The sequence below is a fragment of the Streptomyces sp. NPDC107454 genome (genome assembly GCF_055582885.1).
The window spans coordinates 226,746-250,769 of sequence record NZ_JBVJPA010000008.1; the positions used below are offsets into that span (position 1 = coordinate 226,746).

Consider the following 24,024-nt stretch of genomic DNA (forward strand, 5'->3'; position numbering starts at 1 on the left):
TCCCGCCTGCCGGTCCCTTGAAGAGTTTCTTGAAGACAGCGCAGCCCCGGGCTGGCCCGTGCCCCCGAACACCCTCTTCCTCGCATCCAACCACGGACCGTTGGACGGGCGCTCATTACCCATGGGTTACCCAGCCTGGGGCAGGGTAAGGGTGCCCCGCAACAGGACCCTGGCCAGCGACTCCACCACCTCGGGCTGATAGTCGCGGGCCGTGGCCAGGCGCAGCTTCTCCAGGGCGGTGAGGGGCCCTCCCGGACCTGCTTCCCTGGCCATCTCCTCGTACGCGTTGACGGCCCGCACGATCCGTGCCGTGACCGGCTGCTCCCGGTACGGATCGGCCTGCCGCTCCACCACCACGGCGACCTCGGCGTCCACGCCGGTCTGACGTACGACGGCGCCGCCGAGGAGAGCGATGCGCCGCTGCTCGTCGGCGGAGAGCACGCAGGTGGCTCCGGCCGGCACCGGGTCGACAAGGCTGAGCTGTCCGATGTCGTGCATGAGCGCCGCGTACTCCAGGACGGTCAGATCGGGCTCGGACAGGCCCAGCTCACGGCCCACGGCCCGGCTGAGCGCGGCGACCCGCCGGGCATGCCCGGTGGGGGTGTACCCGGCGATCTCGGTCGCCCGCGCGAGTGAGGCGATCGTCTGCCGGTACGTGACGCGCACGGCGGCGTACCGCCGGACGGAGAGCTGGGTGAGCAACAGGGGCAGCGAGAAGACGGGCAGCGCCCACAGCCCGACGACCGCCACCGCGAGCGACATCACGGCCCCGGTCGCGCAGACCGCCGACCCGATGCCGAGCGTGGCCCGCAGCTCGTCCCGCAGCAGCGGTCCGAAGGGCCAGCGGGTCCGGGCGTGGGCCATCGCCGCCGCGAGCACGGCGTCGCACAGCGCGGTGAGCACCAGCAGCGAGACCAGCAGCAGGGCGTACGAGGGACCGCCCCAGCCCATCAACCTTCCCTGGTTGTAGAGGGGTTGGAAGCAGACGGCGGCGAATCCGACGGTGAGGACGCGCCGGGTGAGGTGGTCGGCGGTGGGCCCGCGGCCCTGTGCGACATGCGGCACGCAGCCGATGAGGGCTGCGGCCACGACGACGGCGACGATCTCGGGGACGCCGTGGGCGGTGCGGTGTCCCGCGTTCTCGCCGAGCAGCGCGTACGCGAGGGCGCCGGCGGCGGCGAGAGGCGCCGACTCCCGCTCCTCGGCCCCGCTCCAGCGGGTCAGCTCCCCCACGGCGATGAGGATCCCGAAGGCGAGCGCGGCGCCTCGTTCGTCGAGACCGTGCCAGAGGACGACGGCCAGCGAGACAACGGCGAGGAGCAGAGCGACCCCGTGCACGAGGGTGAGGGTGAACGGGGCTCGACCGGCGATCCCGAACCCGGGAATCTCCACCCCGACGGCCCTCATGGACGCCCCCGCCCGACGACGCCACTCGCCGGAGGGTCGACACCTGTTGGGGACGAGTCTTTGTCTGTCGGGTTCCCCTCTGCCCGACTGGAAACGGGCGATGAGGGTCCCCCCTGTTCGAGCGAAGTCGAGCACTCGGGGGAGGGCGGGCAAACCCCTGCGGTCACCGCAGGATGCCACCCGTGTCGGTTCAGCGCCCGCACCAGGGCCCGTACCATCCCCGGATCGAACTGCGCCCCCGCACACCGTTCGAGTTCCGCCAGCGCCACCGGCACCGGACGGGCCCGCCGGTAGGACCGGGTCGACGTCATCGCGTCGAACGCGTCGGCCACGGCCACCACGCGTGCGAACTCCGGGATCTGGCGTCCCACCAGCCCGTACGGGTACCCGCTCCCGTCGATCCGCTCATGGTGGTGCAGGATCGCCGACCTCGCCTCCCCGAGGAAGCCGATGCCGCGCACCATCTCGTGCCCGTACTCGGGATGCAGCTCGATGATCCGCCGTTCCTCCGGCGTCAGCGGCCCGTCCTTGCGCAGGAGCCGCGTGGGCACGCCCAGTTTCCCCACGTCGTGCAGGATCCCGGCGAAGCGCAGTACTTCGACGCGCTCGTCGTCCATACCCAGCTCACGGGCGATCATCATGGACGCCTGCCCGACCCGCTCACTGTGCCCGCGCGTGTACCCGTCCTTGATGTCGACGGCCTGCACGAGGGCCCGGATGGTGGCCTGGTGGGCGGCCCGCTCCCGGTGGTACTGGGCGAACGCCCAGCAGGACACGTACATCGGCAGCAGGACGAGCAACGCGGCGACGGGACCGTACGGACTACGCCACAGCACCGCCATCATCAGCCCGGCGAGCCCGTGCACGGCGACGGAGGCGAGGGAGCGCGAGAAGAGCCCCCGCCAGGCACCCCGCACCGGCACCCGCTCGGCGAGCGCCAGGATCCCGCCGTCGAGCGCGGTCAGCGTCACGCAGAAGGTGAGCACCGCGGCCCCGGCGGGCACGAGCGCGTACGGGAAGTGCGGCAGGGCGACCGCGTCCCCGCCGCCCAGCGCCCAGTGCACCCGGGACGCCGCCCACACCGCGACGGCGAGCTGGGCCGCGCGCCAGACCCGGCGCAGCCACCGCGGCCGCTGCTCCACACGGGCCAGCAGCGCGCCCGGCAGCGCCACGAGCGCGGCGGCCGACGGCGGCAGCAGAAAGGCCCCGGCGAGCAGCACGGGCAGGAAGGTGCCCAGCCCTCTGGGGGCGCCCCGCTCGGCTAGGCGGGCGGCGGCACCCTTGGGGCTGTGCGGGAAGGGGATCCGCTCGCAGCCGGCGTACAGCGCGGCGAGCAGGGCGACGATCCACCAGGGTGCGTGAACGGCGGGCAGCGGAGCCAGGCAGGCCACGGCGGCCAGGACGACACAGACGACGTAGACACGGGCCCACGTCGGAATCGACCCCATCGCCTCGTTCCCTCCCCCGGACGTCCCCTGCCCCGGTCAGGCTCCGGAGCCTAGGGCGGTGGGGACGGTACGAGGGCGGCAATAGCCGAATCCGCGGGCTCTGAGCCCGCGGATTAGCACGTTCGGGTGATAACCGGACGATCTCCCCGGGGAGTTCAGGACTCCTGGGGTGTCGCGGTGACGTCGTGCTCGGGCACGGTCTGACCGGAGCGGATCAGGTCGATGCGGCCCATGACCTTGGCGCGCAGATCGGTCGGCACGTCGTCCTGGCCGCAGCACCGCTTGACCAGCTTCTTGACGGCCTGCTCGAGTCCGTACTTCTCGAGACACGGGGAGCACTCCTCGAAGTGCACCTCGAACTTGGTGCAGTCCGAGTCCGGCATCTCGTGGTCGAGGAACTCGTACAGGTGGTCGAGTACCTCACTGCAATCCGTCTCGTGCGGCTCTCCGCAGCTCATGAGCCCGAGCCTTTCGCTTCGTTCGACTCTCCGGCGCCGGCCGGGACCAGCCCGCGGTCACGGGCGTAGTCCTCGAGCATGCCGCGCAGCTGGCGACGGCCCCGGTGCAGCCGGGACATCACCGTACCGATGGGTGTCCCCATGATGTCCGCGATCTCCTTGTACGCAAAGCCTTCTACATCAGCCAGATAGACCGCGATGCGGAATTCCTCGGGGATCGCCTGCAGTGCAGCCTTGACGTCCGAGTCGGGCAGGTGGTCGAGCGCCTGCGACTCCGCGGAGCGCAGACCGGTCGACATGTGCGACTCGGCACGCGCGAGCTGCCAGTCCTCGATCTCCTCGGCCGCACTGCGCTGGGGTTCGCGCTGCTTCTTGCGGTACGAGTTGATGAAGGTGTTGGTAAGAATGCGATACAGCCAAGCCTTGAGGTTGGTGCCCTCGCGGAACTGGTGGAAGGACGCGTACGCCTTCGCGTACGTCTCCTGCACCAGATCCTCGGCGTCGGCCGGGTTGCGCGTCATGCGCAGGGCGGCCGAGTACATCTGGTCGAGGAATTCGAGCGCGTCCCGCTCGAAGCGCGCGGTGCGCTCGGCGGACGACTCCGTGCTCGTGCCCTGGCCCTCGGGCTGCTCCGCCTGGCCGTGATCGGTCCCTGCGTCGGTCCCAGTGACCGGACCCACCTCCTCCAGCGACGTGGCAGGACCGAAACCGGTCCCACTCGAATCGGAGGATAGACGAACATCCACACCCGCCGCCGCTCGAACGGGGGCGGTCTTCGCCGCGTGCAGCACCGTCCAGTCCAGCTCAGGGCTACTGCTGCGGTTCGGGCAGATGGTCGAACCCATGCGGCGGACTTCCTCTCGTTCGAACGGTTCAGCACGCTCCGTGCTGTCTGCTGGGCACAACAGTGGTCCACCGCCCGGCATTCCCGTGCGTCACCCGAGTGACGCGATCCACCTCACAACGCCGTCGGTGATGATCTCCAGGGCAGCGTTCTGGTCGATCGGTGCCCGTTTCGGCACGGCGAAGCCATGATCTCCGTACGGCACCTCGATCAGCTCGTGCGAGCCCTTCGGGAACTCCGCCGGCTTGCCGAACGGGTCATTGCCGCCCTGGACGACGAGGGTGGGCACCCCGGCGCCGAGGAGTTCGCCGGCGCGGGACTTCTCGGGCTTGCCGGGCGGGTGCAGCGGGAAACTGAGGGCGAGGACGGCGGTGGCGCCGAGTTCCGTCGCCGTACGGCAGGCGACACGGGCTCCGGCGCTGCGCCCGCCCGCGACCACCGGCAGTCCGGGCTTCGCGACCGTGGGCCACAGGCCCCGCCATCCCACGTCCAGGGTCTTGGGCGCGGGCGCCACCTTCTTCCCCGCCACCCGCCAGGGCTGCTCGATGAGCGCGACGCTCACGCCGTGCCCGGGCAGCACCGCGGCCAGCGCCTGGAGATCGCGCGCCTCGATACCGCCGCCCGCGCCGTGACTCACAGCGAGCACAAGGCGTGGCTCCTTGGCCCGGCGCCAGGTGACGCGGGCTGTACCGGCGTCCGTCTCGACCGTCTCGATCGCGTCCATGATCTCCGTCACGTCAGAAGAGTGTGCCCTCTTCGGGGCCCTCCAGCTCCTTCAGCAGCTCCGGCCCGTTGTTGCGGACGTTGCTGACGGCCGTGGAGACGGGATAGGCGCGCATCAGCCCGGCGGGCGGCGGCGCGAGCAGCTCGCGCAGGCCGTCGACGTCCGTACGGGCCGGGTCGAGCCAGGCGTCCCAGCGGTCCGGGGTGAGCATCAGAGGCATCCGGGGGTGGATGTCGGCGAGGGTGTACGGCCCGTCGGCGGGCGCGACCGCGAGCGGCGAGGTCTCCGCCTCGGTCGTGATCACCGAGCACGTCACCCACCAGGCCCGTGGGTGGTCGTCGGGGAGCGTCCGGTCGCGCCAGAACTCGTACAGCCCCGCCATCGCGAAGACCGAGCCGTCCGCCGGGAGCACGAAGTACGGCTGCTTGCGCGGCCGCTTCTTCTTGCCCTCGACCTCGAGATCGCGCTCGGTGGACCCGGTGACCCACTCGTAGTAGCCGTCGGCGGGGACGATGCAGCGCCGGGCGGCGAAGGCACGGCGGTACGAGGGCTTCTCGTGCACGGTCTCCGCGCGGGCGTTGATCATCCGGGCGCCGCCCTCGGGCGTCTTGGCCCAGGACGGGACGAGCCCCCACTTGAGCCTGCGCAGCTGGCGAACCGGCTTCGGGCTCTCCGCGTCCTTAAGGGGGCGGTCGAGGACGGCATAGACGTCCTTGGTCGGGGCCACGTTGTAGTCGGGGTCCAAGGTCTCCTCGGGCTCCCACTTCTCGACCTCAAAGATTCCTGCGAGATCCTCGGGCCTACGACTCGCTGCATACCGTCCGCACATACGTGCCACACTGCCAGATTCCGCGACACCAGAGGGAGCCACCACAGACAATGGACAGCACCGCATCCACCTCGCTGGCCTCGCTCTGGGACCAGGTCTCCGGCACCCAGCCGGACCCCGACCTGTGGGTGGTGATAGCCACCATCGTCGCCGCTCTCGCGGTGATCGTCCCGCACGGCGTATGGCGCGTCTCGCGCAACGCCATCACCATCGCGCACGAGGGCGGCCACGGGCTGGTGGCGCTGCTGACCGGCCGGAGCCTCAGCGGTATCCGGCTGCACTCCGACACCAGCGGCCTCACCGTCAGCCGCGGCAAGCCCACCGGCCTCGGCATGATCCTCACCGCGGCGGCCGGCTACACCGCTCCCCCGCTGCTCGGCCTCGGCGGCGCCGCGCTGCTGGGCCTGGGCCGCATCACCCTGCTGCTGTGGCTGGCCACGGCCCTGCTCGTCGCGATGCTGGTGATGATCCGCAACGCCTACGGGGCGCTCACGGTGGTCCTCACCGGCGGTACGTTCCTGGTGGTGTCGTGGCTCGCCGGACCCCAGGTACAGGCGGCCTTCGCGTACGCCGTGGTGTGGTTCCTGCTGCTCGGCGGCGTCCGTCCGGCCTTCGAGCTCCAGGCCAAGCGCAGCCGCGGCGGCGCCGGCGACTCCGACGCCGACCAGCTCTCCCGCCTCACCCACGTCCCGGCGGGGCTGTGGCTGTTCCTGTTCCACGCGGTGTCCCTGTGCTCCCTGCTGGGCGGCGGCCGCTGGCTGCTGGTGCGTTGAGGCACCTCTGAATCTTTCGCTCACATTCCGTCACTTTTGATCAAGATCTACCCCCACCCCCACCCACTAAAGTGGGCGCATGACCGCGAACCCCGCCCACACCGCCCTCTGGCCCGCCCCGCACGCGAGCGGAGCCGTCGACGCGACGGTCCACGTGCCGGGGTCCAAGTCGGTCACCAACCGCGCCCTGGTCCTCGCCGCGCTCGCCTCGGAGCCGGGCTGGCTGCGCCGCCCGCTGCGCTCCCGCGACACGCTGCTGATGGCGGGCGCGCTGCGCGCGATGGGCGTCGGCATCGAGGAGACGGTGGCGTCCAGCTCCACGGTCGCCGCGGGCCCGGACGCCTCCGGCGAGGCCTGGCGGGTCATCCCCTCGGGTCTCCAGGGCCCGGCCACGGTCGACGTCGGCAACGCCGGCACCGTGATGCGCTTCCTGCCCCCGGTCGCCGCCCTCGCGGACGGCCCCATCCGCTTCGACGGAGACCCCCGGTCGTACGAGCGCCCGCTGAACGGTGTGATCGACGCGCTGCGTCTGCTCGGCGCCCGCATCGACGACGACGGCCGCGGCGCGCTGCCGCTGACCGTGCACGGCGGCGGCGCCCTGGACGGCGGCCCGGTGGAGATCGACGCGTCCTCGTCGTCCCAGTTCGTGAGCGCCCTCCTCCTGTCCGGCCCGCGCTTCAACCAGGGCGTGGAGGTCCGCCACATCGGCTCGACGCTGCCCTCGATGCCGCACATCCGGATGACGGTCGACATGCTGCGCGCGGTCGGCGCGCAGGTGGACACCCCGGAGTCGGGCGGCGAGCCCAACGTCTGGCGGGTCACGCCCGGCGCGCTGCTCGGCCGCGACCTGATCATCGAGCCGGACCTGTCGAACGCCCAGCCGTTCCTGGCGGCGGCCCTGGTGACCGGCGGCACGGTCGTCGTCCCCGACTGGCCCGCCCACACCACCCAGCCCGGTGACCGGCTGCGGGAGATCTTCACCGAGATGGGTGGATCCTGCGAACTGAACGACAGCGGTCTGGAATTCACCGGTTCGGGTGCGATCCACGGCATCGACGTGGACCTGAGCGAGGTCGGCGAGCTGACCCCGGGCATCGCGGCGGTCGCGGCCCTCGCCGACTCCCCGTCCACCCTGCGCGGGGTGGCCCATCTGCGCCTGCACGAGACGGACCGGCTGGCCGCGCTCACCAAGGAGATCAACGAACTCGGCGGTGACGTCACCGAGACCGCCGACGGCCTGCACATCCGCCCGCGCCGACTGCACGGCGGCATCTTCCACACCTACGACGACCACCGCATGGCGACCGCCGGCGCGATCATCGGGCTGGCGGTGGAGGGCGTACAGATCGAGAACGTGGCGACGACAGCGAAGACCCTGCCGGACTTCCCCGATCTGTGGACCGGAATGCTCGGGAACTGACGGGCGGACCGGGATCATGCGCCGCTACGGCAAGCACACCGACGAGGACGACATCCGCCAGCGCCCCAACCGCAAGGGCAACCGTCCGCGTACGAACATCCGCCCCAAACACGAGGAGGCGGTCGAGGGCATGGTCGTCACCGTCGACCGAGGCCGTCTGACCTGCCTCGTCGAGGACCGCCTCGTGATGGCGATGAAGGCCCGCGAGCTGGGCCGCAAGGCCGCCGTCGTCGGTGACCGCGTCGCGATCGTCGGTGACCTCTCCGGCGAGAAGGACACCCTCGCCCGCATCGTCCGCATCGAGCCGCGCAGCTCGGTACTGCGCCGCACGGCCGACGACGACGATCCCTACGAGCGCGTGGTCGTCGCCAACGCCGACCAGCTCGCCATCGTCACCGCCCTCGCCGACCCCGAGCCGCGCCCGCGCCTGATCGACCGCTGCCTGGTCGCGGCGTACGACGCCGGCCTGGAGCCCCTGCTGGTGCTGACCAAGTCGGACCTCGCCCCGCCCGACCAACTCCTCGAGCTGTACGGGGCCTTGGGCGTCCCCTACGTCGTGACGAGCCGTGCGGAGCTGGAGAGCGGCGCGGCGGTGGACCGGGTGCGCAAGCAGCTCGACGGCAAGATCACGGCGTTCGTCGGGCACTCCGGCGTCGGCAAGACGACTCTGGTCAACGCGCTGGTCTCGCAGGAGCGCCGGCGCAGCACCGGCCACGTGAACGCCGTCACGGGCCGGGGCCGGCACACCACGACCTCGGCGCGCGCGATCCCGCTGCCGGGCAGTGAGGGGTGGGTCATCGACACCCCCGGCGTCCGCTCCTTCGGCCTGCACCACATCGACCCGTCCCGGGTCATCCACGCCTTCCCCGACCTCGAACCCGGTACCGAGGGCTGTCCGCGCGCGTGCAGCCACGACGAGCCGGACTGCGCGCTGGACCAGTGGGTGGCGGACGGCCACGCGGACCCGCAACGGCTCTACTCCCTGCGCCGGCTGCTGGCGACGCGGGAACGCACGGAGGGCGACTGAGTCCCCTGAGCCCCCTTGTGACCTCCGCATTGTTTGCGTGGGTGGCCCGTCGGTAAGTGCTTAGCCGGTCGGCAAATGCATAATCGCACCAAGCCGGACCCAGGCCAGGCGAAGCAGTCGACGTGCGGACACGGGAGGACGAGACATGGCGTGGCTGCTGGTCGTTGTGGCGGGACTGCTCGAAACCGGCTTCGCGGTCTGCCTGAAGCTCTCGCACGGCTTCACCAGACTCTGGCCGACGGTCGCCTTCTGCGTCTTCGCGCTGGGCAGCTTCGGTCTCCTGACTCTGGCCCTGCGCAAGCTCGATGTCGGCCCGGCGTACGCGGTGTGGACCGGCATCGGCGCGGCGGGCACCGCCATCTACGGCATGATCTTCCTCGGCGACCTGGTGTCGACGCTCAAGATCGTCTCCATCAGCTTCGTCATCATCGGCGTCATCGGCCTCCAACTCTCGGGCTCCGCGCACTGAGCGCCCCGTCAGGGACATCCTCTTGGGGGCGCGGGGAACTGCGCTACCAGCCACAACGAGCGCCGCACCCGCCGACGCACGCTCCCCGGCACCCCAGCAGGCGAGTCATCTCCACTGCCGCGGCAGCGCACCCCGCACCAGCTCCGTCACTCCCCCCTCCCCCGGCGGAGCCGCCACACACGACAACGACAACCGCACCACCAACTCACAGGCCCCCGTCAACTCCCCCACGTCCCCCCGCATCGCCCCGGGCCCGGACAACGCCGCGACGGCCCGATCCCGTACGAGCGCCACGAAGTCCGCCGGCGAGGGCAACGGCCCGTCCGCCCTGCGCTGCGCGGGCACCGCGGACGACGACGGCACCGCCGAGAGCGTCGGCGACGGCAGCCGCTCACTCCAGCACCCGGTCAGCATGGCCCGTACGAGCACGTTGCCCCTGGCCGCCGACGTGGTCCACTCGGCGGTCGCGACCAACCGCTCGCGCGCGTCCGCGTGGGCGGCCAACGCGCGCTCGACACCGGCGAGATAGCCGTCGGCCTCCCTCCGTACGAGGGCGCGTGCGAGCCCCTCCTTGCTTCCGAACTCGTTGTAGAGCGTCTGGCGGGACACACCGGCCACGGCGGCGACATCGACCATCCGCACCGTGGACCACGGGCGGTGTGCGAGCGCCGTATAGGCGGCATCCAGAAGGGATTCCCGCGCTGCAGGCATCTTTTCGCCTCCCTGGGGGCGAGCGGGCGGCACTGCAGCTCAGATTTGACGCGCACAGGGGCACTGTCAAGGGTTCGCGGCGGCGTCGAGGGGCGTACGCCGACCCCCGCACGCCGCGATGATCAATCCGGCCGTGCGGCCCGCGCCCCGAGGCGCCCCGAGCCCCATGACCGTGCCCGATGATCCCCCGGGCCGTATGGCTGTGGCCCGAGTGGGCCATATACGGTGCAGTCATGCCCGACTATCGCGATGACCTGCGCCTGGCCCATGTCCTGGCGGACGCCGCCGACGCGGCGACGATGGACCGGTTCAAGGCGCTCGACCTCAAGGTCGAGACCAAGCCGGACATGACACCGGTCAGCGAGGCGGACAAGGCCGCCGAGGAGCTGATCCGCGGCCATCTCCAGCGGGCACGGCCACGCGACGCGATCCTCGGCGAGGAGTACGGCATCGAGGGCACCGGCCCGCGCCGCTGGGTGATCGACCCGATCGACGGCACCAAGAACTACGTCCGCGGGGTGCCCGTCTGGGCCACGCTGATCTCCCTGATGGAAGCGGGCGAGGGCGGCTACCAGCCGGTGGTCGGAGTGGTCTCCGCGCCCGCGCTGGGCCGCCGCTGGTGGGCGGCGAAGGGGCACGGCGCGTTCACCGGCCGCAGCCTGTCCTCGGCCACGCGCCTGAAGGTCTCCCAGGTCTCGCGGATGGCCGACGCGTCCTTCGCGTACTCCTCGCTGTCCGGCTGGGAGGACCAGGGCCGCCTCGACGGCTTCCTGGACCTGACGAAGGCGGTCTGGCGCACGCGCGGGTACGGCGACTTCTGGCCGTACATGATGGTGGCGGAGGGCTCGGTGGACATCTGCGCGGAGCCCGAGCTGTCGCTGTGGGACATGGCGGCGAACGCGATCGTGGTGACCGAGGCGGGCGGATCCTTCACGGGCCTCGACGGCCGCCCGGGCCCGCACAGCGGCAACGCGGCCGCGTCGAACGGCGTCCTCCACGACGAGCTGCTGGGTTATCTGAACCAGCGTTACTGAAGAGCCGGTGGCGCGTCCTTGTGATCCATGGGCGCCCCCGAAACTCACCGCACGCCCCCTTGTTGACCCTCCCTTTAACTGCGACTCTGAGAGTCCCCCCACTTGTGAACTTGTGAATCGCTTCTCTTGGCGCTTCACCAAGGAGGTGGCTCCAGCCCATGCTCGTCCGCGACGCCATGAGCACGGTGGTCCTCACCATCGGCCCGGCACACACACTCCGTCAGGCGGCCTGCCTGATGTCCTCCCGCCGCGTAGGGGCGGCCGTCGTCCACGACGAAGACTCCTCCGGCCTCGGCATCCTCACCGAACGCGACATCCTCAACTCGATCGCCCTCGGACAGAACCCGGACACCGAGACCGCGGGCACCCACACCACGACCGACGTCGTCTTCGCCGCCCCCGTCTGGACCCTGGAGGAAGCCGCGGCGGCGATGGCACACGGCGGTTTCCGACACCTGATCGTGCTCGACGACAACGGCCCGGTCGGCATCGTCTCGGTCCGCGACATCATCCGCTGCTGGGCTCCGAAGCGGCAGCGGGTACCCGCGTAGACGCCCCGGCATCGCTGCCCCACGCATGCCGACGGGCCGGACCCTCATCACTCCGAGGGATCCGGCCCACCGCCCACGACAAGCGATCCAGTGCTGGTTGTCAGCCGCGCAGGGCCTGGACCGCGGCCTCCAGCCGCTTGCCGAAGTCTTCGTCAGCCTGACGGAAGTTGTTGATCGCGCGCTCGGCGATGTCGTCACGGGAGACCTTGGCGATGAATCCCGCCAGGTTCGCGATCAGACGCCCCTGCTCGTCCTCCGACATCAGGCGGTACAGACTGCCCGCCTGCACGAAGTCGTCGTCCGCGGAGTGGGACGGCGCCTCGGTCTCACCGGTGTGGCCGGTCACCGCGATCGGCTGCCACAGCGGCCGGCCGGTCTGGAACGGACCGCCGAAGCTGTTCGGCTCGTAGTTCTTCGCGCCCTTGTGGCGACCGTCGTACAGGGAGCCGTCACGGGAGTTCGTGCGCGCCTCGGCGGCGTGCGGGCGGTTCACCGGCAGGTGGTCGGCGTTGATGCCGACGCGGTAGCGGTGCGCGTCGCCATAGGCGAAGAGCCGCCCCTGAAGCATCTTGTCGGGGGAAGGCCCGATACCCGGCACGAAGTGCGCCGGCGAGAAGATGGACTGCTCGACCTCGGCGAAGATGTTCTCCGGGTTGCGGTTGAGTTCCAGCCTGCCGATCTCGATCGGCGGGTAGTCCTCGTGCGGCCACACCTTGGTGAGGTCGAACGGGTTGAACCGGTAGGTAGCCGCGTCGGCCGCCGGCATGATCTGCACCTGCACGGTCCAGGACGGGAACTCACCGCGCTCGATGGCCTCACGCAGGTCGCGCTGGTGGGAATCGGGATCCTCACCTGCGAGCTTGTCGGCCTCCGCCTGGGTGAGGTTCTTGATGCCCTGGTCGGTCTTGAAGTGGTACTTGACCCAGAAGACCTCGCCGGCCTCGTTGTTCCACTGATACGTGTGCGAGCCGTACCCGTTGAGATGCCGGTAGGAGGCTGGGATCCCCCGGTCGCCGAAGAGCCAGGTCACCTGGTGCGTGCTCTCGGGGCTGAGGCCCCAGAAATCCCACACGTTGTCGGCCTCCTGCGAACCGGTGTACGGGTCGCGCTTCTGCGTGTGGATGAAGTCGGGGAACTTGATGGCGTCCTTGATGAAGAACACCGGGGTGTTGTTGCCGACGAGGTCGTAGTTGCCCTCCTCGGTGTAGAACTTCAGCGCGAAGCCGCGGGGGTCACGGACCGCGTCCGCGGAGCCGAGGTTGCCGGCCACCGTCGAGAACCGCAGAAAGGTCTCGGTCTGCTTGCCGACCTCGGAGAGGAACGCGGCGCGGGTGTACCGGGTGACATCCGCGGTGACCGTGAAGGTGCCGTAGGCGGCGGCGCCACGGGCGTGCACGACACGCTCCGGGATGCGCTCACGGTTGAAGTGGGCGAGCTTCTCGAGAAGCAGCTGATCCTGAACGAGCACCGGGCCACCGACGCCCGCGGTCTCGCTGTTCTGGTTGTCGGCCACCGGCGCACCGGCCTCCGTCGTAAGCGGTCCCTGCGTCACGTGCGCCTCCTGCGTCATTCCGGACCGGTCCTGCCCGGTCCCACCCATTGCCCGATGCCGAACCGATCCTACATTAGACAATATCCAAATCAAGCACTCATCCAAAGTCACACCCATTCGGGATCTGGTCACCTTGCTGTTAAGCTGGCCGGCATGAGTGACCTGTTGGAACGACTGCGCGGACGCGGATGGCGAATGACCGCGCAGCGGCGCGTCGTGGCCGAGGTCCTCGACGGCGATCACGTCCATCTGACGGCCGACGAGGTGCACGCCCGGGCCGTCGTCAAGCTGCCCGAGATCTCCCGGGCGACCGTCTACAACACGCTGGGTGAGCTGGTCTCGCTCGGCGAGGTGCTGGAAGTCGCGACGGACAAGCGCGCCAAGCGCTACGACCCGAACGCGCACCGTCCGCACCACCACCTGGTCTGCGCCCAGTGCGGCTCGATCCGCGACGTCCACCCGAGCGGCAACCCGCTCGCCGACCTCCCCGACTCGGAGCGTTTCGGCTTCACGGTCTCGGACGTAGAGGTGACCTACCGGGGCCTGTGCCCCGACTGCGCCTCAGCCTGACTCCCCCGAAGCCCCGGCCTCCATCACGGACGCCGGGGCTTCCCCGTGCCCCCGCACCCCGGTCAAACGCCGAAGGACCCAGATCTAAAAGATCTGGGTCCTTCGCCTTCAAGTAGCGGGGACAGGATTTGAACCTGCGACCTCTGGGTTATGAGCCCAGCGAGCTACCGAGCTGCTCCACCCCGCGTCGATGAACTGAACATTACGTCAACCAGATGGACCAGCGCAAATCCCATAGACGTTCCCCTGAACAGCGGCGAGGAAGCCCCGGGTCGACCCCTGGGATACGAGGAGGAGAGCAGCCCTTACGGGGGCCGGGGCGGGAGCCCCATGGGTACGGAGGCGGGAGCCCCGCGGGGTACGAGGGCGCCGTCCCTGACGGGGTTGCAGGGGCGGAGCCCCCGGGGGTCCAGAGGCACAGCCCGGCGCGGCTCAGGGACAACCCTGCGCAGGTCCAGGCAGGGCCCGGCGGGTACAGGGGCGCAGCCCCGCAGGGGGTGCGTGGTGGGGTGCAGGGGCGCAGCCCCGGCCAGCCCAGTGGGGGCGCAGGGGCGGAGCCCCGCCGGGGTTCAGGGGCGGAGCCCCTGGTGGGGGCCGGGGCGGAGCCCCGGGGATGGGACGGGTAGGGGCGGCGGGGGCGAACAACCCGAGGCCGGCCCCCCCTCCCCACCGTCACCCGCTCACGCAGACAACTCCTGCCGCAACGCATCCCGCAACCGAGCCGCCCGCTCAGCCACCTCCGCCGGCCCCAGCGCAACCGCCCGATCAGCCCACCGCTGCCCCTCCGCCAACTCCCCCCGCCGCGCATACACGAGCGCAAGCCGAAGCGCCGCCCGCCCATGCCCCGCATCCGCCGCCCGGGTCCACCACAACGCGGCCTCCGGCTCACTCCCCTCCCGAGCCAACAGCAGCCCCAGATTGAAGGCCCCGTTCCGAGACCCGGCCTCCGCGGCCGACCGGTACCACCGAGCCGCCTCCACCACATCGCCCCGCGCCGCGGCGAGCATCCCGACCCGCACCTGCGCCCGCCGATGCCCCAGGGATGCCGCCCGCTCGTACCACTCCTCGCACTCACTCTTCTCCTGCGCCGGCTCCCCGAGCTCATGCGCGGGCGCCGGCGGCCGCCGAGCGTCGAGCACGGCGGCCAGCCGGTACGCGGCCTCCGCGCTACCGCCCCCCGCCGCACACCTCAGATGCCGCTCCGCCTCCAGCTCGTCCCCGTCCCGCAGCCGCGCGATCCCGACCTGCAGCGCCGCCTCGGTGTGCCCGGCGGAAGCCGCCCGCTCGTACCACCGCAGCGCCGCCTCCTCGTCGTCCTCGCTCCCCCGCCCGGCATGCAGGATCCCGAGATTGAACGCGGCGTCCACACTCCCGGCCTCCGCGGCCTTGGAGAACCACGGCTCGGCCCCGGCCGAGTCCCCGACCTGAAGCAACAGGATCGCCAGCGCGTTCGCGGCCTCACGGTGCCCCGCGTACGCGGCCCGCCGGTACCACTGCTCGGCCTGCGCGGTCCGCCCCTGCTCGGCGCAGAGCAGCCCGAGGTTGTACGCGCCGTTCACATCACCGGCGTCCATGGCGGCCCGGTACCACCGCTCCGCGGTCTGCGTCTCGCCGCGCTCGGCGTGCAGCGCCCCCAGAGCGTTCGCGGCGTTCCCGTCGCCGTCCTGCGCGGCCCGCAGCCACCACACGGCCGCGCTCTCCGTGTCCCCCGCGTCCCGCAGCAGGAAGCCGAGCGCGCAGGCGGCCCGCGCCTCTCCGTCCTTGGCGGACGTCAGATACCAGCGCCCCGCCTCCTTGAGGTGACCCCGCTTCTCCAGGATCGCCCCGAGGTGCAGCGCGGCCCGCCGGTGCCCGCGCGCGGCGGCCTGCCGGTACCACTGCTCGGCCTCTTCACCGGCGGCTCCTATGACCCCGATGACACCGTTGTCGCCCCTGCCCTCGCCCGCGTCCGCGGCCTTGCGGTCGAGCGTGCGCGCGAGCCGGTACGCCGCCTCGCGGTGCCCCCGCTCGGCGGCCGCCCGCATCCACTGCTCGGCGCCGACGTCACTGCGGTGCTCCAGCAGATCGGCGAGCGCGTACGCCCCGAGGGCATGCCCCTGCTCGGCGGACTGACGCAGCCAGTACTCGGCGGCAGGCTCGTCTCCCCGCTCCCGGTGATAGCGCCCGAGCGCGTGCGCGGCGGCCGCGGACCCCGCGACGGCGGCGATCCGCCACCACCCGGCGGCCTCGTCGGCGTACCCGCGCTGGTGCAGGAGGACACCAAGGTTGTTGGCGGCGGCGCGGTCACCGGCGGCGGTGGCAGCGCGCAACTGAGGCTCGGCTCCGTCGAGATCGCCACGGCGCAGCAGCATCGCTCCGAGGACACTCATCGCCTCGACGTCGCCGGCCTCGGCGGCGAGCCGCTGACGTGCTTCCTCGGCAGCCTCGCCGGTTTCATCCCGGTCTGAAGGCTGCGCAAAACGCCCTGTATCCAACAGAGTTGCCTTGTCCCCCATAACGTCCATCGTCGCACCACCTGCAACCTGGGTACACCTGGTATACCGCAGTCAGTGAGGTCACTTCAGCGTTTTGTCGACATGCCCACAGAGAGACAAGTCAAACACAGTTTTCCCAACTCCCCACGGATGGCGGAGTCTTCGGCGCGTCGCCCATGGTCGCCGCACGCACCCCGCGCACGCGTCCTGCTCAGGTCGCCATACGAGTGCAGTACACGTGTGCGCACACAGCGAAGGCCCGGATCCTGTGAGGATCCGGGCCTTCGCCTTTCAGTAGCGGGGACAGGATTTGAACCTGCGACCTCTGGGTTATGAGCCCAGCGAGCTACCGAGCTGCTCCACCCCGCGCCGTTGTGTTGCAACCGTACCACGGCGCGGAGGGGGCCTCTGACCAGCAGCGGAGGCTTCCTCTGACCAGCGGCTCAGCCAAGAACCGGACCAGGCGCCGACCGGCCCGACGGACCGGTCGGCGCCCTGGCCGCTACCGCCGCCCTAGGTCGTACCGCCGCTGGGACTGCTGCTGCCGCTGGGGCTCGGACTGCTGCTGCCGCTCGGGCTCGGACTACTGCTCGGGCTGCTGCCCTTGTCGTTGCTCTTGCTGCCGCCGCTGCCACCGGTGGCGCTCTTGTCGGCCTTGGCCTGAGCGTCCTCGGCCCGCTTCAACGCGTCCTGAAGATCCTTCTGCGCCTGCCCGTACGCCGTCCAGTCACCCTTCTTCAGGGCGTCCTGGCCCTCGTCGAAGGCCTTCTGCGCGTCGGTGAGCGCCTGCTGGACCGTCGGGTTGCTCGACGTCGGCGGTGGGGTGGTCCCCGTGTCGGCCGGTGGACTGGTCGTACTGTCCGTCCCGAAGATCTTGTTGAGCGCCTGGTCGAGCGTGTCCTCGAAGGCGGTGTTGCCTCCGTAGGTGACCAACACCTTGCGCAACAAGGGGTACTTGAGGTCGCCACCGCGTACGTAGACGGGCTCCACGTAGAGCAGTCCTCCGTCCAGCGGAACCGTCAGCAGATTGCCGTACTCGACTTCCGAGTCCCCGCCCTTCAGAAGTCTGATCGACTCGGCGATGTCCTGTTGGGAGTTGAACTGGCTCTGGACCTGTTTGGGCCCGTCGACGGGTTCGCTGGTCGGCAGTTTCAGGATTCTGATCTTGCCGTAGTCGGGCGTGCCCGCCTCGGAGTCGACCGCCATGAACGCGCTGAGGTTGTCACGGCCGTTGGGAGTGAAGGTCGTCGTCAGCGAGAACGCCTGCGCCGACTGGTCGGGCATCTTCATGCTCAGGTAGTACGGCGGCACCGCATCGCCCGACTTGTTGGTCGGCTCGTCGGGGACCTGCCACACCTCGCTGCCGCTGAGGAACGTCTGCGCGTCCTTCACGTGGTAGCGGGTGAGCAGCTCGCGCTGGACCTTGAACAGGTCCTGCGGGTACCGCAGATGGTCCATGAGCGACTGCGAGATGGCCGTCTTCGGCTCCACCGTGTTCGGGAACGCCTTCATCCAGGTCTTGAGGACCGGGTCCTTGGTGTCCCACTGGTAGAGCTTGACCTCACCGGTGTACGCGTCGACGGTCGCCTTCACCGAGTTGCGGATGTAGTTGACCTGGTTCTGCTGGGCCACCACCGCGCGCTGGTTGTTGGTCGCGGTGAGCGAGTCCGCCGTCGTGTCACCAAGGGTGGTGCGGGAGGCGTACGGGTAGCCGTTGGTCGTGGTGTAGGCGTCGACGATCCACTGGATCTTGCCGTCGACCACGGCCGGGTAGGCGTCGCCGTCGATGGTCAGCCAGGGGGCCACCGCCTCGACACGGTCCTTGGGGGTGCGGTTGTAGAGGATCCGGGAACCCTCGCCGATCGCGCCCGAGTAGAGGATCTGCGGCTCGCCGAACGCCACGGCGTACGCGGCACGGTTGATCGGGCTGGAGAGGCTGACCCCGCTCTTGCCCTGGTAGCTGGTGGTCTTCTCACCGCTGTCGTCGGAGTAGTCGATCTCCTTCTGGGGACCGCCGACGATCGAGTACTGCGTGGTCTTCTCGCCGTAGTAGACCCGCTGCTCGTACGTCCCCAGGTCGCCGTTGGACGGCAGGTCGGACTCGGTGAAGACGGGCCGGCCACCGGAGGTCGCCGTGGTGCCCTTGGCGGCCACCACGCCGTATCCGTGCGTGTAGCGGAAGTGGTCGTTGATCCAGTTGTTCTTCGGAATGCCGTTCAGGTTCAGCTCGCGCAGTCCGATGACCGTGTCTTGATCCCCGACGTTCGTGCCGTCCTTGCTGTACCGGTCGACGTCCAGGTTGGTCGGGAACGCGTAGTAGTTCTTCATCTGCTGCAACTGCTGGAACGTGGGCGAGACGATGTTCGGGTCCAGCAGACGGATGCTCGCCGTGGTGTCGGCGTCGGCGCGCTGCTTGGTCTTGTCCTTGGTGTCGCTCTTGCCCGCGTACTCCGAGACCTGGGTGCCGTCGATGCCGTAGGCCTCGCGGGTCGCCTTCAGGTTCTTCTCGACGTACGGCGCTTCCTTGGCCTGCTCGTTCGGCTGGACCTGGAACTTCTGCACGATGGCCGGGTAGAGACCGCCGATGAGGATCGCCGAGAGCACCATCAGGCCGAAGCCGATGACGGGCAGCTGCCAGGTGCGCCGCCACAGGGTGGCGAAGAACAGCAGCGCGCAGATGACGGCGATGCAGAACAGGATCGTCTTGGCGGGCAGATACGCGTTGGCGTCGACGTACCTGAGACCCGTCCAGTTGCCGGTCGCCTTGAAGTCGCTGGACTTCACGGCGAGTCCGTAGCGGTCGAGCCAGTAGGCGACCGCCTTCAGGGCGACGAAGACGCCCAGCAGCACCGACAGGTGCCCGGTCGCCGCGGCCGTGGCGCGCGCGCCCGGGGAGGTGATCCTGAGCCCGCCGTAGAGGTAGTGCGTGAGCGCGGCGGCGATCAGCGAGAGCACGGCGGCGGCGAAGCCGAAGCCGAGCAGGAACCGGTACCAGGGCAGGTCGAAGGCATAGAAGGAGACGTCGAGGTGGAACTGGGGGTCCTTCTGGTGGAAGGGCACCCCGTTCACCCACATCAGCCATGTACGCCACTGGCCCGACGCCGACGCGCCGGCGATCAGCCCCACCAGGGACGTGATGCCGAGCAGCAGCCATCTCTTGTAGGGCGCGATCCCCATCCGGTACCGGTCGAGGCTCTGCTGCTCCATCGACATCGCGCTCAGCGGCGGTCGCAATCGGTGTGCCAGCCAGATGTTCACGCCGACCGAGGCCGCCATGATCAGGCCGAAGACGAAGAAGAGCCCGATCTTGGTCCACAGGGTGGTCGTGAAGACGGACGAGTAGTGAACCGACCGGTACCAGAGCCAGTCCGTCCAGAACCCCGCGAACATGACGAACGCCATGGCCAGCACGGCCAGCACGCCCAGTGTCATGAGCAGGGTCCGGACCCGCCGGGACGGTCGGCCCACTCTGATCCGTGGCCCCGTCGGGCCTCCGCCGCGGTCCGGCATCTGGAAAGCCAAGGTGCGCACCTCGAAGTTCGCTGTTGATCCGTCAGGTCCCCGTGAGGCGGACCATCCGTCAGGCTCCGTGATCGTGGAGCCTCATCTATGCAACTTACTCACGCTTTACTCGGTTCCCGGATCCGGGTACGAACGAGGCAGGATTGTGACCATGTCCAACACTCCCATGGCAGCGAGCCCGCTCACCCGGGCCGTACTCGAGATCGACGAGTACGCCTCCAGCCTCGGCTGGGACCAGCCCGCTCGCCTCTTCGCCCTCGTAGACACCGCGCGACTGCGGGCCCAGGAGCCCGGTCTCGCGGCCCAGCTCGGCCTGCAGGACGAGCCCGAGACCACCGGTCTCACCCCCATCGAGCAGGACGAGATCCCTGCCGACAAGCCGCTGGACGAGTTCCTCGGCACCATCGCCTGGCCCGACGCCGTGGTCGGCTGCGCGCTCACCGTGGAGCGGCTGATGCTGCCGCCGTCCGCGGAGGCCTCCGTCCCGGAGGGCCTGAGCGACAAGAAGCTCGCGAAGTGGGTCGCCGAGCACCCGGACCGCCAGGAGGTCCGTATGACGGTCGGCGTCCTGCGCGACGGCACCCGCGACTCGGCACTGCGTCTGCGCGAGAAGGACGCGCCGACCGAGGTCCTCACGGGCGCGGGTCTGGTGCCGGGCCTCGCGGAGGCGCTGTCGGCGACGTTCGCGGACTGACGTCCTGGTGTACGCGGATGGGGGCGCCCCCGGACTTCCGGAGGCGCCCCCGTCACGCCGTACGGCCCCTGTGTATCGCCGCCGGTCGGTCCCTCAGCTCTTGGTGGTGCACTTCGGCAGGTCGGCGGTGTTGCCGGAGCTGATGTCCTTCAGGGCGTTCATCGCGTCGTCGATGGTGTTGACCTTGACGAGGGTGAGCCCCTTGGGGGTGTCCTTGGCGGCGGCCGCGCAGTTGTCCTTGGGCGTCAGGAAATACTGGGCGCCCTTCTCGCGCGCTCCGATCGTCTTCAGCTCGATGCCGCCGATCGGACCGACGGTTCCGCTGTCGTCGATGGTGCCGGTGCCGGCCACGAACTTGCCGCCGGTGAGGTCGCCGGGGGTCAGCTTGTCCACGATGCCCAGCGCGAACATCAGCCCGGCGCTCGGACCGCCGACGTCGGCGAGCTTGATGTCGATGCTGAACGGGAACGTGTGATCGGTCCCGGCCGAGATGCCGACGATGGCCCGGGACGCGCCGCTGTCGCTGGACTTCGCCGTGGTGATGGTCACGTCCGTGGTCGCGGTGGCCGTCTTGCCCGCCTTCTCGGCGGCGGCCTGCTCCTTGGCCGGCACCACCGTGAAGACGACCTTCTCGCCGGGCTTGTGCTTGGTGACCAGCTTGGCGACGTCCTCGGGTGCCTTGACGGCCGTACCGTCGACGCTCTTGATCACGTCACCGGCGTGCAGCCGGCCCTCGGCCGGGGAGTCCTTGACGACGGTCGACACGATCACCCAGGACTTCACCGGGATGCGCAGCTCCTTCAGAGCGGCCACCTTGGCGCTCTCCTGGGACTGGCTGAACTCCTCGGCGTTCTCCTGCGTCGACTGCTGCTCGGTCTTGCCGTCCGGGTAGAGGGTGTCGTGCGGCACGACCTTGTTGTCGTGCGCGAGCCACCCGTACACGGCCTCTACGAGGTTCATGTTGTAGTCGGCGCTGGTGACCCGGACAGTGGTCATGTTCAGGTGCCCGGTGGCCGGGTACGTCTTGCGTCCGGAGATCTGCAGCACCGGCTCGCCGTCGTGCTCGCCCAGTGTGTTCACCGTCGGCCCCGGTGACATCTCCGAGTACGGCACTTTGATGAACACTCCCGCGCACAGGAGCGCGATCAGGATCAGGGTGGAGGCGAGCATCGTCGCGGTGCGGCGTGGCATGCCACGACAGTACGGGACGGTGCTGTCAGCGCACTGTCGGGGCCGTCCGTACGGGGCCCGGGCGGCCTCTGCGGGGCCCTGGGCTCAGACGGCGTCGGAGTGCGGCTTCTCCCCGGCACCGGGCCGCACCATGACGGCCTCGGAGCGCTCCATGGCCGCGCGGAAGCGCGCGTACCCCTCGAGCTCGATGCCGTCTCCCACCGTCTTGCGGTTCCGGCTGGCCCAACTGCCCCACAGTCCGGCACCGATCGCAGCCATAAGCGGAATCAGCAACCAGGCGAGCGACGCCATGCCGACCTCCCAACCCCACGAGCAACCGCAACTGACTGATCAGCAGATTAACCATCCGCGTTGTTAACGCTCATACCAGGGGGTCGGTTACGCAACCGGAGCAAGGGTGAGAACCCGGTGAGGCCGGACTCACACGTCCGGCCGACTCCCTCAACAGGCTCCGACCCACTCCTCCGTGCCGTCGGAGAACTTCTGGTGCTTCCAGATGGGCACCTCGTGCTTGAGGTCGTCGATCAGCTTGCGACACGCCTCGAAGGCCTCACCGCGGTGCGGACACGACACGGCGACGATCACCGCGAGATCACCGACGGCCAGGTCACCGACCCGGTGCACGGCGGCCAGCGCCCGCACCGGATACTCGGCGACCACCTTCTCGGCGATCCGCCGCATCTCGGCCTCCGCGCTGGGATGGCACGAATACCCCAGCCCGTCGACGTCGGCACCCCCGTCGTGATTGCGCACGGTCCCCACGAAGAGCGCGGTCCCTCCGGCGGCGTCGTCCCCGACGGCCCGGAAGACCTCGTCCAAGGAAAGCGGCTCGTCCCGAATCGCCAACAGCCGAATCGGATCCTGCGCGCCCAACTCACCCGGATGCTCAAAGGTAGGTGCCATGGCCCCATCGTGCCGCACCCCACGGCACCCACGAAATACGCCGTTCACCCCGCACACACGCGTGACCTTTTGGAGCCTCCTACAGAGCGAACAACCCCGCACCCCACCCACCCCGCCCCGTCCACCACCCGACGACGATCCCATTCCGCCCACCACCGGTGGTGCAGGGGGTGCAGGAGGTGCAGCCCCGCCGGGGGTCCGGGGGCGCAGCCCCCGGGGAGGGGACGGGTAGGGGCGGCGGGGGCGGAACACCGGCCCCCAGCCACGACGCAGCCGCACCCGCACCCCCGGACTCAGATCCGCCGCCGAGCCTTCCGAGCCCTCCGAACCAACGCGGCCGTACCCAAAAGAGCAACCGTCGCCCCCGCAGCCCCCGCCGCCGTCGCATCCTTGCGCCCCAGCCGCCGCCCAGCCACGGTGTGCCGCCCGGCGACCTCCTCCAGCAGCTCCGCGAGAACCTCCTCGTTGGTCCACTGCGGCCGCCACCCGGCGTCATGCATCCGGCTCCCACTCACCACCCAGGGGTACATCGTGTACGCCAGATCCCCGGCGGGCGAAGGAGTGAGCCCAATCCGGTGAAGCCGCGCGGCAGCCCCCAGCGCGACGGCGGACGGCAACTCCATCCGCCGAATCCCGCTGAGCTCCTCGACCTCCTCCTGCTCCAGCCACCCGTCGCACCCGACGGCCAGCTCCCCGTCCACCTTCTCCAGGACGGCGTACTCCAGAGCACTGCACAGATCCTCGACGTGGCAGAACTGCCAGGCAGGCCGCGACCCCGCCACCACAAGGAGTCGAGGAGATTCGAAGTACCTGGTCAGGGCGGTGTCGGTGCCACCACCGACCAAAACCCCCGGCCGTACGACGGTGACATTGAGCCCCGGATGCGCGCGCGGCGCCCGCCGGGCGAGCCGCTCGATCTCCAGCAGGTCCCCGACCCCCGTCGCCTCGGCGGTCGCCCGCAGCTCGGCGTCTTCGGAGAGGGGCAGTTCGTTGTCGGGCAGCGCCCCGTAGACCATCGCGGAGGTGCACAGCACGACGCGGTGCACCCCGGCCGCGGCGGCGGCCGTCAGCACGGTCTGCGTCCCCCGGACGTTGTACGCCGTGCGCGCCGCCGCGTCCGTCTCCAGGTCGAGGTCGAGCGCGAGATGCACCACGACGTCCGCGCCGCGCAGCTTCTCGGCGATCGCCGGGTCCCGCACGTCGAGGATCTGCCACTGGGCGCCCTCGCACTCTCCGCGACGCTCGTCGATGGCGATGACCTGCTTGATCTCCTCGCTGGCGGCAAGCCGCTCGGTCAGCATCGCGCCCACGCCGGACGCGGCGCCGGTGACCGCGACGACGGGCCCGCGCAAGGGCGGGCTGGTTGAGTGGTTTCGCGCTGCGCGAACCTGTGGATCTGGGGAACTCACCGGGCGTCTCCAGC

The 24,024-nt window shown here is 70.1% G+C and carries 22 protein-coding genes and 2 tRNA genes; 8 read left to right on the forward strand and 16 right to left on the reverse strand.

Features of this window, described 5'->3' with window-relative positions; translation table 11 throughout:
* Positions 1-126: 126 nt before the first annotated feature.
* The 6 genes from ACZ69M_RS21870 to ACZ69M_RS21895 form a co-directional block, all read right to left on the reverse strand.
* Positions 127-1,407 carry an HD-GYP domain-containing protein gene (locus ACZ69M_RS21870; RefSeq protein ID WP_470052005.1) on the reverse strand — a complete coding sequence of 427 codons (1,281 nt, stop codon included), beginning with the start codon at positions 1,405-1,407 and terminating at the stop codon, positions 127-129.
* Positions 1,404-2,855 (reverse strand): HD-GYP domain-containing protein, encoded by a 1,452-nt coding sequence (locus tag ACZ69M_RS21875; protein ID WP_470052007.1) that lies wholly within the window; start codon positions 2,853-2,855, stop codon positions 1,404-1,406. Before ACZ69M_RS21875 ends, ACZ69M_RS21870 begins: the two co-directional genes overlap by 4 nt.
* A gap of 155 nt (positions 2,856-3,010) precedes the next feature.
* Positions 3,011-3,313: a mycothiol system anti-sigma-R factor gene (gene rsrA, locus ACZ69M_RS21880; RefSeq protein ID WP_054228151.1), complete on the reverse strand. Its 303-nt coding sequence runs from the start codon at positions 3,311-3,313 to the stop codon at positions 3,011-3,013.
* Positions 3,310-3,993, reverse strand: coding sequence for an RNA polymerase sigma factor SigR (sigR, locus tag ACZ69M_RS21885; RefSeq protein ID WP_054228152.1), 684 nt, complete (start codon positions 3,991-3,993; stop codon positions 3,310-3,312). The genes rsrA and sigR overlap by 4 nt, the downstream gene beginning before the upstream one ends.
* 255 nt (positions 3,994-4,248) lie before the next feature.
* Positions 4,249-4,881, reverse strand: coding sequence for an alpha/beta hydrolase family protein (locus ACZ69M_RS21890; protein WP_470052447.1), 633 nt, complete (start codon positions 4,879-4,881; stop codon positions 4,249-4,251).
* Positions 4,882-4,894: 13 nt separating this feature from the next.
* Positions 4,895-5,710: an SOS response-associated peptidase gene (locus ACZ69M_RS21895; RefSeq protein WP_470052009.1), complete on the reverse strand. Its 816-nt coding sequence runs from the start codon at positions 5,708-5,710 to the stop codon at positions 4,895-4,897.
* Positions 5,711-5,760: 50 nt separating this feature from the next.
* On the opposite strand from ACZ69M_RS21895, the gene ACZ69M_RS21900 reads away from it, so the two are divergent.
* From ACZ69M_RS21900 to ACZ69M_RS21915, 4 genes are all read left to right on the forward strand, one after another.
* On the forward strand, positions 5,761-6,483 hold the full coding sequence (locus ACZ69M_RS21900; protein ID WP_470052011.1) for a M50 family metallopeptidase: 723 nt from the start codon (positions 5,761-5,763) through the stop codon (positions 6,481-6,483).
* Positions 6,484-6,562: 79 nt separating this feature from the next.
* Positions 6,563-7,903, forward strand: a complete 1,341-nt coding sequence (gene aroA / locus ACZ69M_RS21905) for a 3-phosphoshikimate 1-carboxyvinyltransferase (RefSeq protein WP_054228155.1) — start codon at positions 6,563-6,565, stop codon at positions 7,901-7,903.
* Positions 7,904-7,919: 16 nt separating this feature from the next.
* Entirely contained in the window at positions 7,920-8,930 is a 1,011-nt protein-coding gene (rsgA, locus tag ACZ69M_RS21910; RefSeq protein WP_470052014.1) for a ribosome small subunit-dependent GTPase A, read from the forward strand.
* A 145-nt stretch (positions 8,931-9,075) separates the two neighbouring features.
* Positions 9,076-9,399 carry a DMT family transporter gene (locus tag ACZ69M_RS21915; protein WP_067368647.1) on the forward strand — a complete coding sequence of 108 codons (324 nt, stop codon included), beginning with the start codon at positions 9,076-9,078 and terminating at the stop codon, positions 9,397-9,399.
* 105 nt (positions 9,400-9,504) lie between these two features.
* Here ACZ69M_RS21915 and ACZ69M_RS21920 read toward each other — a convergent pair whose 3' ends face one another.
* Positions 9,505-10,110, reverse strand: a complete 606-nt coding sequence (locus ACZ69M_RS21920) for a TetR/AcrR family transcriptional regulator (RefSeq protein WP_470052016.1) — start codon at positions 10,108-10,110, stop codon at positions 9,505-9,507.
* A 233-nt stretch (positions 10,111-10,343) separates the two neighbouring features.
* Here ACZ69M_RS21920 and hisN point away from each other — a divergent pair, with 233 nt between their 5' ends.
* Together hisN and ACZ69M_RS21930 are read left to right on the forward strand one after the other, a co-directional pair.
* Complete coding sequence (gene hisN / locus ACZ69M_RS21925; RefSeq protein ID WP_403697193.1) at positions 10,344-11,144, forward strand: histidinol-phosphatase; 801 nt, start codon at positions 10,344-10,346, stop codon at positions 11,142-11,144.
* A 158-nt stretch (positions 11,145-11,302) separates the two neighbouring features.
* Positions 11,303-11,695: a CBS domain-containing protein gene (locus tag ACZ69M_RS21930; RefSeq protein ID WP_067368643.1), complete on the forward strand. Its 393-nt coding sequence runs from the start codon at positions 11,303-11,305 to the stop codon at positions 11,693-11,695.
* 100 nt (positions 11,696-11,795) lie between these two features.
* On the opposite strand, the gene ACZ69M_RS21935 is transcribed toward ACZ69M_RS21930, so the two are convergent.
* Entirely contained in the window at positions 11,796-13,265 is a 1,470-nt protein-coding gene (locus ACZ69M_RS21935; RefSeq protein ID WP_470052019.1) for a catalase, read from the reverse strand.
* A 135-nt stretch (positions 13,266-13,400) separates the two neighbouring features.
* Between ACZ69M_RS21935 and ACZ69M_RS21940 the strand changes: the two genes are divergently transcribed.
* Positions 13,401-13,817 carry a Fur family transcriptional regulator gene (locus ACZ69M_RS21940; RefSeq protein ID WP_470052021.1) on the forward strand — a complete coding sequence of 139 codons (417 nt, stop codon included), beginning with the start codon at positions 13,401-13,403 and terminating at the stop codon, positions 13,815-13,817.
* A gap of 113 nt (positions 13,818-13,930) precedes the next feature.
* Here the strand turns inward: ACZ69M_RS21940 and ACZ69M_RS21945 are convergent.
* The 4 genes from ACZ69M_RS21945 to ACZ69M_RS21960 form a co-directional block, all read right to left on the reverse strand.
* Positions 13,931-14,004: transfer RNA gene (locus tag ACZ69M_RS21945), tRNA-Met, on the reverse strand.
* A gap of 493 nt (positions 14,005-14,497) precedes the next feature.
* On the reverse strand, positions 14,498-16,321 hold the full coding sequence (locus ACZ69M_RS21950; RefSeq protein ID WP_470052023.1) for a tetratricopeptide repeat protein: 1,824 nt from the start codon (positions 16,319-16,321) through the stop codon (positions 14,498-14,500).
* A gap of 265 nt (positions 16,322-16,586) precedes the next feature.
* A tRNA-Met gene (locus ACZ69M_RS21955) sits at positions 16,587-16,660 on the reverse strand.
* 144 nt (positions 16,661-16,804) lie between these two features.
* Positions 16,805-19,801, reverse strand: coding sequence for a UPF0182 family membrane protein (locus tag ACZ69M_RS21960; RefSeq protein WP_470052449.1), 2,997 nt, complete (start codon positions 19,799-19,801; stop codon positions 16,805-16,807).
* 163 nt (positions 19,802-19,964) lie between these two features.
* Between ACZ69M_RS21960 and ACZ69M_RS21965 the strand changes: the two genes are divergently transcribed.
* A complete protein-coding gene (locus ACZ69M_RS21965; RefSeq protein ID WP_403697147.1) occupies positions 19,965-20,507 on the forward strand; it encodes a PPA1309 family protein in 543 nt (180 codons plus the stop codon).
* A 93-nt stretch (positions 20,508-20,600) separates the two neighbouring features.
* On the opposite strand, the gene ACZ69M_RS21970 is transcribed toward ACZ69M_RS21965, so the two are convergent.
* The 4 genes from ACZ69M_RS21970 to ACZ69M_RS21985 all read right to left on the reverse strand — a co-directional run bounded on the left by ACZ69M_RS21970 (position 20,601) and on the right by ACZ69M_RS21985 (position 24,010).
* Positions 20,601-21,698 (reverse strand): YlbL family protein, encoded by a 1,098-nt coding sequence (locus ACZ69M_RS21970; protein WP_470052025.1) that lies wholly within the window; start codon positions 21,696-21,698, stop codon positions 20,601-20,603.
* 84 nt (positions 21,699-21,782) lie between these two features.
* A complete protein-coding gene (locus ACZ69M_RS21975) occupies positions 21,783-21,989 on the reverse strand; it encodes a hypothetical protein (protein WP_470052027.1) in 207 nt (68 codons plus the stop codon).
* Between the two features lie 150 nt (positions 21,990-22,139).
* Entirely contained in the window at positions 22,140-22,601 is a 462-nt protein-coding gene (locus tag ACZ69M_RS21980) for a molybdenum cofactor biosynthesis protein MoaE (RefSeq protein WP_054228166.1), read from the reverse strand.
* 293 nt (positions 22,602-22,894) lie between these two features.
* Positions 22,895-24,010, reverse strand: a complete 1,116-nt coding sequence (locus ACZ69M_RS21985; RefSeq protein ID WP_470052029.1) for an SDR family oxidoreductase — start codon at positions 24,008-24,010, stop codon at positions 22,895-22,897.
* Between the last annotated feature and the right edge of the window lie 14 nt (positions 24,011-24,024).